This is a genomic window from Thermodesulfobacteriota bacterium (assembly GCA_040756475.1).
Lineage (GTDB): Bacteria > Desulfobacterota > Deferrisomatia > Deferrisomatales > JACRMM01 > JBFLZB01.
The window spans coordinates 1-7,008 of the sequence record JBFLZB010000226.1; the positions used below are offsets into that span (position 1 = coordinate 1).

General features: G+C 72.0%; 10 protein-coding genes. 9 read left to right on the forward strand and 1 reads right to left on the reverse strand.

Features of this window, described 5'->3' with window-relative positions; all coding sequences use genetic code 11:
* The 7 genes from AB1578_20945 to AB1578_20975 all read left to right on the forward strand — a co-directional run.
* Positions 1-477 (forward strand): hypothetical protein (locus tag AB1578_20945; GenBank protein MEW6490364.1); only part of this gene is annotated, 477 nt, incomplete at its 5' end.
* A complete protein-coding gene (locus tag AB1578_20950; protein MEW6490365.1) occupies positions 474-1,013 on the forward strand; it encodes a hypothetical protein in 540 nt (179 codons plus the stop codon). The genes AB1578_20945 and AB1578_20950, both read left to right, overlap by 4 nt.
* Before the next feature lie 49 nt (positions 1,014-1,062).
* Complete coding sequence (locus tag AB1578_20955; GenBank protein ID MEW6490366.1) at positions 1,063-1,617, forward strand: phage baseplate assembly protein V; 555 nt, start codon at positions 1,063-1,065, stop codon at positions 1,615-1,617.
* A 13-nt stretch (positions 1,618-1,630) separates the two neighbouring features.
* On the forward strand, positions 1,631-1,855 hold the full coding sequence (locus tag AB1578_20960) for a hypothetical protein (GenBank protein ID MEW6490367.1): 225 nt from the start codon (positions 1,631-1,633) through the stop codon (positions 1,853-1,855).
* A gap of 72 nt (positions 1,856-1,927) precedes the next feature.
* A complete protein-coding gene (locus tag AB1578_20965; GenBank protein MEW6490368.1) occupies positions 1,928-3,136 on the forward strand; it encodes a phage tail sheath C-terminal domain-containing protein in 1,209 nt (402 codons plus the stop codon).
* 92 nt (positions 3,137-3,228) lie between these two features.
* Positions 3,229-3,732 carry a phage major tail tube protein gene (locus tag AB1578_20970; protein ID MEW6490369.1) on the forward strand — a complete coding sequence of 168 codons (504 nt, stop codon included), beginning with the start codon at positions 3,229-3,231 and terminating at the stop codon, positions 3,730-3,732.
* Positions 3,733-3,790: 58 nt separating this feature from the next.
* Complete coding sequence (locus tag AB1578_20975; GenBank protein MEW6490370.1) at positions 3,791-4,045, forward strand: phage tail assembly protein; 255 nt, start codon at positions 3,791-3,793, stop codon at positions 4,043-4,045.
* Positions 4,046-4,172: 127 nt separating this feature from the next.
* On the opposite strand, the gene AB1578_20980 is transcribed toward AB1578_20975, so the two are convergent.
* Positions 4,173-4,406, reverse strand: a complete 234-nt coding sequence (locus AB1578_20980) for a hypothetical protein (protein MEW6490371.1) — start codon at positions 4,404-4,406, stop codon at positions 4,173-4,175.
* On the opposite strand from AB1578_20980, the gene AB1578_20985 reads away from it, so the two are divergent.
* Positions 4,405-6,780 (forward strand): phage tail tape measure protein, encoded by a 2,376-nt coding sequence (locus tag AB1578_20985; GenBank protein MEW6490372.1) that lies wholly within the window; start codon positions 4,405-4,407, stop codon positions 6,778-6,780. The genes AB1578_20980 and AB1578_20985 overlap by 2 nt on opposite strands.
* On the forward strand, positions 6,770-7,008 hold a 239-nt coding region (locus tag AB1578_20990), incomplete at its 3' end, for a phage tail protein (GenBank protein MEW6490373.1). The genes AB1578_20985 and AB1578_20990, both read left to right, overlap by 11 nt.

Here is a 7,008-nt window from a genome sequence, read left to right on the forward strand (position 1 = left end):
CCCGCCCGCCGCGCGGCGGGGCGCACCCGAGACTGGCTCTCGACCCCGCACACCCGGGAGCTCGCGGCCCGGGCCGCGCTGCCCCAAAGGGGGCTCGAGGCGCGCTTCCGGCGCCGCCACGGGCCGGTGAGCCGGGATGAGGCCTATGCCGTGCTGTGGATCGGCTTGAACCCGGTGGAGGCAACTACGGCCGGCACGCCGCGCCAAAGCGCCCGAGGTACCCGCGTGGGCCGGCACTTCTTCGAGCGGGCCTTCCTGGCCCGGATTTACGGCAAGGGAGACAAGCCCGAGAAGGTGTGGACGCGCAAGACCTTCGGCAAGGGGTCCCAGCGCTTTCCGGTGGTGAAGATGACCATCCCGATCGACGAGCACATGGAGGAGCTCCTGCCCCGCTACGAGCCCGCCGCGGCGAAGATGTTCTCCGAGCGGCTGGCCCACGAGGTGGACTTCCTCCTCTCCCGGGAAGGCGCGACGTGAACGACCTCGATGCGCTCGTTACGGCGGTGGTGGACCGGCTGCGAACGGCGTTCGCGGCGCCGGCGGGCGCGGTGGCCACGGTGGAGGAGTACCCGCGGCTACGCACGAAGCTTCTCGCCCCGGCGCTCTTGGTGGATGTGGCCGATGTTACGGCGGCGCCCGACCCGGGTACCGACGAGCTGGCGCTTGTGGTGCGGCTGGAGGCGGCGGTGGTGCTGGATCGCGCGCCCACGGCCCCGGGGGTGAGCCCCGAGCGCGCGGCGCTCGCGCTGGCGGCGGCGGTGGCCCGCGAGGTGTACGCGGCGGGGCGCTTCGGGGTGGCGGCGAGCCCGGCTCGGGAGCTCCGGATCGAGCCCGGCGACTTCAAGCCGGATGTGGCGACCTACGCGGTGTGGGTGGTGAGCTGGGTCCAGGAGGTGCGGCTGGGGAGCAGCGTGTGGGACGGCGAGGGGGTGATTCCCACCCAGGTGTGGGCGGGGCTCTCCCCCGAGATCGGGCTGCCCCACGAGGCAGACTACGTGGAGGTGACCCGGTGAGGTGCGACGGCACGCGGACGGGCACGGACCGTCACGGACGGGCACGGACGTGAGAGAAGACCTCGCCTTTCGCGTGGCCGAGCTCGAGCGGCGGGTGGGGTGCCTGCTGCGCCTGGGCACGGTGGCCGAGCTCGACGCCGGGGCCGCGCGGGTGCGGGTGCGCTCGGGGGAGCTGTTGACGGCATGGCTTCCGTGGCTCACGCGGCGGGCGGGCCCGGACCGCGACTGGTGGGCCCCCGAGCCCGGGGAGCAGGTGCTGCTCTTGGCCCCTTCGGGGGAGCTCGCGGCGGCGGTGGTCTTGCCGGCGGTGTACCAGCAGGCCCACCCGGCCCCGGCCTCCGCCGCCACCAAGCACCGGGTGGAGTACGCCGACGGGGGGTTCTCCGAGTACGACCGCTTCGGAGGGTGGCTGCGGGCCGAGGCAAAGGGGCCGGCGCTGCTCACGGCGGGCGGGGCGGTGGGGGTGATGGCGCAGGCGGAGATCTCGCTCGCGGGCAGCGGGGCCTCGGCGGTGAAGGGGGTGGTGCAGGGCGACTGCATCTGCCCGTTCATCCGAAAGCCGCACCTGCATCTGTCCGCCGACGTGCGGGCGTCGAAGGGATAGGGGGGGGTAGCCGATGGCACTGACGGCGGCGAGCATGGCGGCGAAGATCCAGGCGCGCATGGACGCGCTGGCCGCCGAGCAGTTTTCGGGCGCGGGGGGCGCCGCGGGCGCGGCGGCCAAGGCGGACGCGTATCTGCTGGCCTTCTGCCAGGGGGTGATCGACGAAATCCAGCAACACGCCGTGGTCACGACCACGAGCGGCGCCCCCGACGGGGAGCACACGGGCATCGTGAGCTAGACGACTTCGGACCTGTCTGACCTGTCGGACCCTTTGGGCACGTCCGGCAGCCCAACGAAAGGAGCACGCGTCATGGCCGAGACCTTCCTGCACGGCGTCGAGGTAGTGGAGATCGACAGCGGGCCGCGCCCCATCCAGACGGTGCGCTCGAGCGTGATCGGCATCGTGGGCACCGCGCCCAACGCCGATGCCGCGAAGTTTCCCCTGGACACCCCGGTGCTCGTGGCCGGCAGCCGCCGCGAGGCCGCGGGGCTCGACACGGTGGGCACGGGGCTGGGCACCCTGCCCGCGGCGCTCGATGCCATTTTCGACCAGGCCGGCGCGGTGGTGGTGGTGGTGCGGGTGGCCGAGGGGGCCGGCGCCGAAGAGACGCTCGCCAACGTGCTCGGCGGGGTGGACGCCGGTACCGGCGCCTACACCGGGGTGCAGGCCTTCCTGGCGGCGGAGACGGTGGTGGGGGTGGCGCCCCGCATCCTGATCGTGCCGGGCTTTACCGGCGAGCGCCCCGAGGACCCCCTCAACCCGGGCACCTACCTCGCCAACCCCGTGGTGTCGGAGCTTCTCGGCATCGCCGACCGCCTGCGGGCGGTGATCGTGGCCGAGGGGCCCGACACCAACGACGCGGCGGCGCTCGCCTGGGCGGGAGACTTCGGCTCCAAGCGCGTGTACGTGGTGGACCCCGGGGTGCAGGTGGTGGGCACCGGCGGCGCGCTCACCACGCAGCCCGCCTCGGCCCGGGCGGCGGGGATGATCGCCAAGAGCGACGCGGAGCGGGGCTTTTGGTGGAGCCCCTCGAACCGCGAGATGTACGGCATCGTGGGCACCACGCGCCCGGTGGACTTTGCCCTGGGCGACGCCAACGCCCGGGCGAATCTGCTAAACGAGGGCAACGTCACCACCATCATTCGCCACGACGGCTTCCGGCTGTGGGGCAACCGCACGCTGTCGTCGGATCCCAAGTGGGCCTTCCTCTCGGTGGTGCGCACGGCCGACATGATCCACGAGAGCCTGCTCCGGGCCCACCTGTGGGCGGTGGACCGCAACATCTCCAAGACCTACCTCGAAGACGTGACCGCCGGGGTCAACGCCTACCTGCGCCGGCTCCAGGCACAGGGGGCGATCCTGGGCGGCACGTGCTGGGCCGACCCGGACCTCAACACCCCCGAGAACCTGGCCGCGGGCAAGGTGTTCTTCGACTTCGACTTCACCCCGCCCGCCCCGGCCGAGCACGTGACCTTCCGCAGCCGGCTGGTGAACGACTACTTCGAGGAAGTGTTCTAACGGCAGGGGCCAGGGGCCAGGGACCAGGGACTGGCCCCAGCCCCCAGCCCCCAGCCCCTAGCCCCTAGACCCCAAGAACTGGAGGTTATGCCATGGGCCTTCCGAGCGTGCTGAAGAACTTCAACCTCTTCGTGGGCGGCAAGGGCTACGCCGGCCGCGTGGAGGAGGTGGAACTCCCGAAGCTCACCATCAAGACCGAGGAGTACCGCGCCGGGGGCATGGACGCCCCGGTGGACATCGACATGGGCATGGAGAAGCTCGAGTGCAGCTTCACGCTCTCGGAGTACGACCCGGCGCTGTGGGCCATGTGGGGCCTGGTGCCGGGCAACTGGGTGAACATCACGCTGCGAGGGGGCATGGACAAGGACGGGGTGGTCACCCCGGTGATCGTCAACCTCACCGGCCGCTGGAAGGAGATCGACATGGGCTCCTGGAAGGCGGGCGAGATCGCGAAGCTCAAGATCCAGGTGAGCGGGCGCTACTACCAGCTCCTGATCGGCGGCCAGGCGGCGGTGCACATCGACCTGGAGAACATGATCCGGGTAGTCAACGGCGTGGACCAGCTCGCGACCATGCGGGCGGCGATCGGGGCGTAACCGAACGGTTCGCGTGCCGCGTGCCGCGTGCCGCGCGCCGCGTGAAAGGCGAAGAGACATGGAGACGCTCAAGTTGGACCATCCGGTGACGGTGGACGGGGTGGAGGTGACGGAGCTTCGGGTGCGGCGGCCCAAGGTGCGCGACCGGCTCGCGGTGGAGAAGGGGGGCGGCAGCGATGCGGAAAAAGAGCATCGGTTGCTGGCGAACCTGGCCGAGGTGACCCCGAAGACGCTCGAGGAGCTCGACCTGGCGGACTACCTGCGGCTCCAGGAGGTCCTGCAAGGTTTTTTGTCCCCCCGCCTGCCGAGCTGAGGCGGGCGGTCTTGGAGCTCAACCGATTTACGCGGTGGGGGTACGAGGAGCTGATGGAGATGGCCGCGGAAGAGCTCTTGGAGTGGCTGGCAACGATTCCGGCGGTGTATCCGAAGCGCTGAAAAGCTCAGCGGATGAAGAGGCGAGCGGCCAGCCGGCCCAGGGGCAGGAGCACGGGGGCGAGGAGCGCGCCGAACAAGGCGCCGATGACCGCGACGCCGGTGAGGCCGAGGCCGGGCGTAGCGAGCGCGCCGCTCTGGCGGAAGAACCACACGAGGAGCAGGCCGCCGCCGAGTCCGGTCAGGCCCCAAGCAGCCAGGTCGCGCCGGGCTTCACGACGGGAGTGAGCGAGAGCGTCCATGAGCAAAGCCTTTGCAGTGAGCGTGCTCATTACGGGTACCGTGGGCGCGACGCTGACCGCGGCGATCGGCAGCGCCGAGAAGCAGTTTAACACCTTGGGGAGCACGATCAAGGCCCTCGATGCGAGTACCCGCCGTATCGCGGGGTTTCGCAAGGCCCAAGAGGACGTGGCGAAGGCCGGCGTCGCCTTCGAGGCCGCGCGGTCGAAGGTGCGCTCGCTCCAGTCGGCGCTGGCGACCACGCCGGCGCCGACCCGGAAGATGCGCGACGAGCTCGCCCGGGCCGGCCAGGAGCTGGGCAAGGCCCGGGAGAGACTCGACGACAAGCGCCGGGCGCTGGGCCAGGTGCGGGCCGCGATGCAGGCCGCCGGCCAGGCGACCACCCATCTCAAGGGGCAGGAGGAGCGCCTGGGCAAGGCGGTGGCGCTGCTCAAAACGCGGTACGAGGCCCTGGGCCAGGCGATGAGCCGGCGACAGGCAAACCTCGACCGGCGAAGCGCCCTGCGCACCCAGCTCGTCGACGCCGTGGCCCTGGGGGCGGCGCTGCGGGCGCCGGTGAAGGCGGCCATGGACCTGGAGGCCTCCATGGTGCGCCTGGGTACGGTGGTGAGCGCCACCGATCTGGGCGGCGCGCTGGCCGCCAGCCGCAAGCAGGCGCTGGCCTTTGCCCGCACCAACCTCTCGGGCGCGGCCGAGGTGCTCGACATCCAGTATGCCCTCAACTCCGCCGGGCTCGACGCCGAGGCCGCGCGCATCGGCTCGGAGCTGGTGGCCAAGGTGGCCACCGTCACCAACGGCGCCGCCGAGGGCGTGGGCGAGGTGATGGCCACGGTGTTCAACAACCTGGGGTCGCGCCTGGAGGGCGACTCCCGGCAGCGGTTCGCCCGCATCGGCGAGTTGCTCACCAAGACCCAGTTCAAGTTCCAGATCCGCGATTTCGGCCAGCTCGGCGAGTCGATGAAATACGCCACCCCGGCGCTCACCCAGTTCAACGTGGGGCTCGAGCAGGGGGTGACGCTGATTGGGGCACTCAACAGCGCGGGCCTCCAGGGGTCCATGGCCGGCACGGCGCTGGCCGCCTCGTTTCGGAAGCTCTCCGGGGCTTCGGAGCAGCTCGGCTTCGAGCTCGCCCGCGACGCCAAGGGGGGCCTGGACTTCGTCCGCACGCTCGAAAACCTCTCCGACGCCATCGGCGGCTTCGCAGACCTCGACCAGGAGACGATCGACGCCCTCCAGAAGGCCTTTGGGGAAGAGGGGCAGCGCGGCATCGTGCTTCTGGGCCAGAACCTGGCGACGCTGCGCGAGGCCCAGCGCGACGTGGCCGAGGGGAGCAAGGGGCTCGTCGAGGAGAGCTACCGGCGCTTTCTGGAGTCGAGCTCCGGGCAGATGAAGATCCTCCAAAACCGCACGGCCGAGCTCGGCGTGGCCCTGGGCACGATCTTGCTGCCCGGGGTCAACGCGGTGGGCGGGGCGTTGGGTTGGTTCGCCACGCGTGCGGCCACGGCGGCCGAGCGGTTTCCCCGGCTCACCCGAGTGGTGGTGGGGGCTACCGCCGGGCTCGTGGCCGGGAAGGTGGCGGCCATCGGCCTGGGCTACGCCTGGACCTTCGTGAAGGGGGCGTGGCTGTCGGCCGTGGTGGGGGCTCGCGCCGTGGGGGCCGCCCTGGCGCTCGTACGCACGGGCGCGGCGACGGCAGCCGGGGCGACCTGGGCGCTCGGGGTTGCCCAGAAAGCCTGGGCCGCGGGTTCGGTGGCCGTGACGCTCGCGGCCGGCGCCGTGGGCACGGCGTTTCGGGTGATGTGGCGGGCCGCGCTGGGCCCCATCGGCTGGGTGATTGCCGGCATCGGGCTGCTGGCCGGCGCCGGCGTGGCCCTGTGGAAGAACTGGGACACGGTGAAGGCGGCCCTGGGCGCGGCGTGGGAGGGGATCAAGCAGATCTTCGCGGCAGGGGTGGCGTGGGTCTCGGAGAAGCTCGGCCTTCTCGGGAAGGTGCTGGCGGTCTCCCCCCTGGGGCTGCTCTTCCGGGCAGGAAAGGTGCTGGGAAGCTTCGCCGGCCGGCTGTTCGGGGGGGAGAGCACGACGGCCGGTACGCCGGGCCGCACGGTGCGCGCCGCCGCCCTGGGTACGGCGCTGGCCGCGGCGCCGGTGGCGGCGGCCTCCCTTCCGGGCCCGGCGCCGTCGTGGCCCGAGCTGCCCCCCGCCGCCGCCCGCGGCGGCGGGGAGGTGACCGTGAACGCCCCCTTCCAGGGGGAGATCGTGATCCAGGGCGCCGGCAAGGATGCCAAGGAGATCGCCGAGGAGATTGCCCGGGTGCTGCGCAGCCGCGAGGCCCAGGCGGCGGCCCGGGCCCGGGGAGCGCTCTACGATGGCGGATGAGCTGTGGGCCGAGAGCTCGCCCCACGTGATGCTGGCGCTGGGGGGCTTTCTCTTTGCCGTGTCCACCGCGGCGTACCAGCGGCTGCAGCGGTCGGCAGAGTACCGGTGGCCTGCGCAGGAGCGCTTCGGGCGCCCCCCGGCCCGACAGTTCACGGGGCCGGGGGCGGAGTCGGTGGAGCTCGACGGGGTGCTGTACCCCCATCACGCCGGAGGCCGCATGGACCAGGT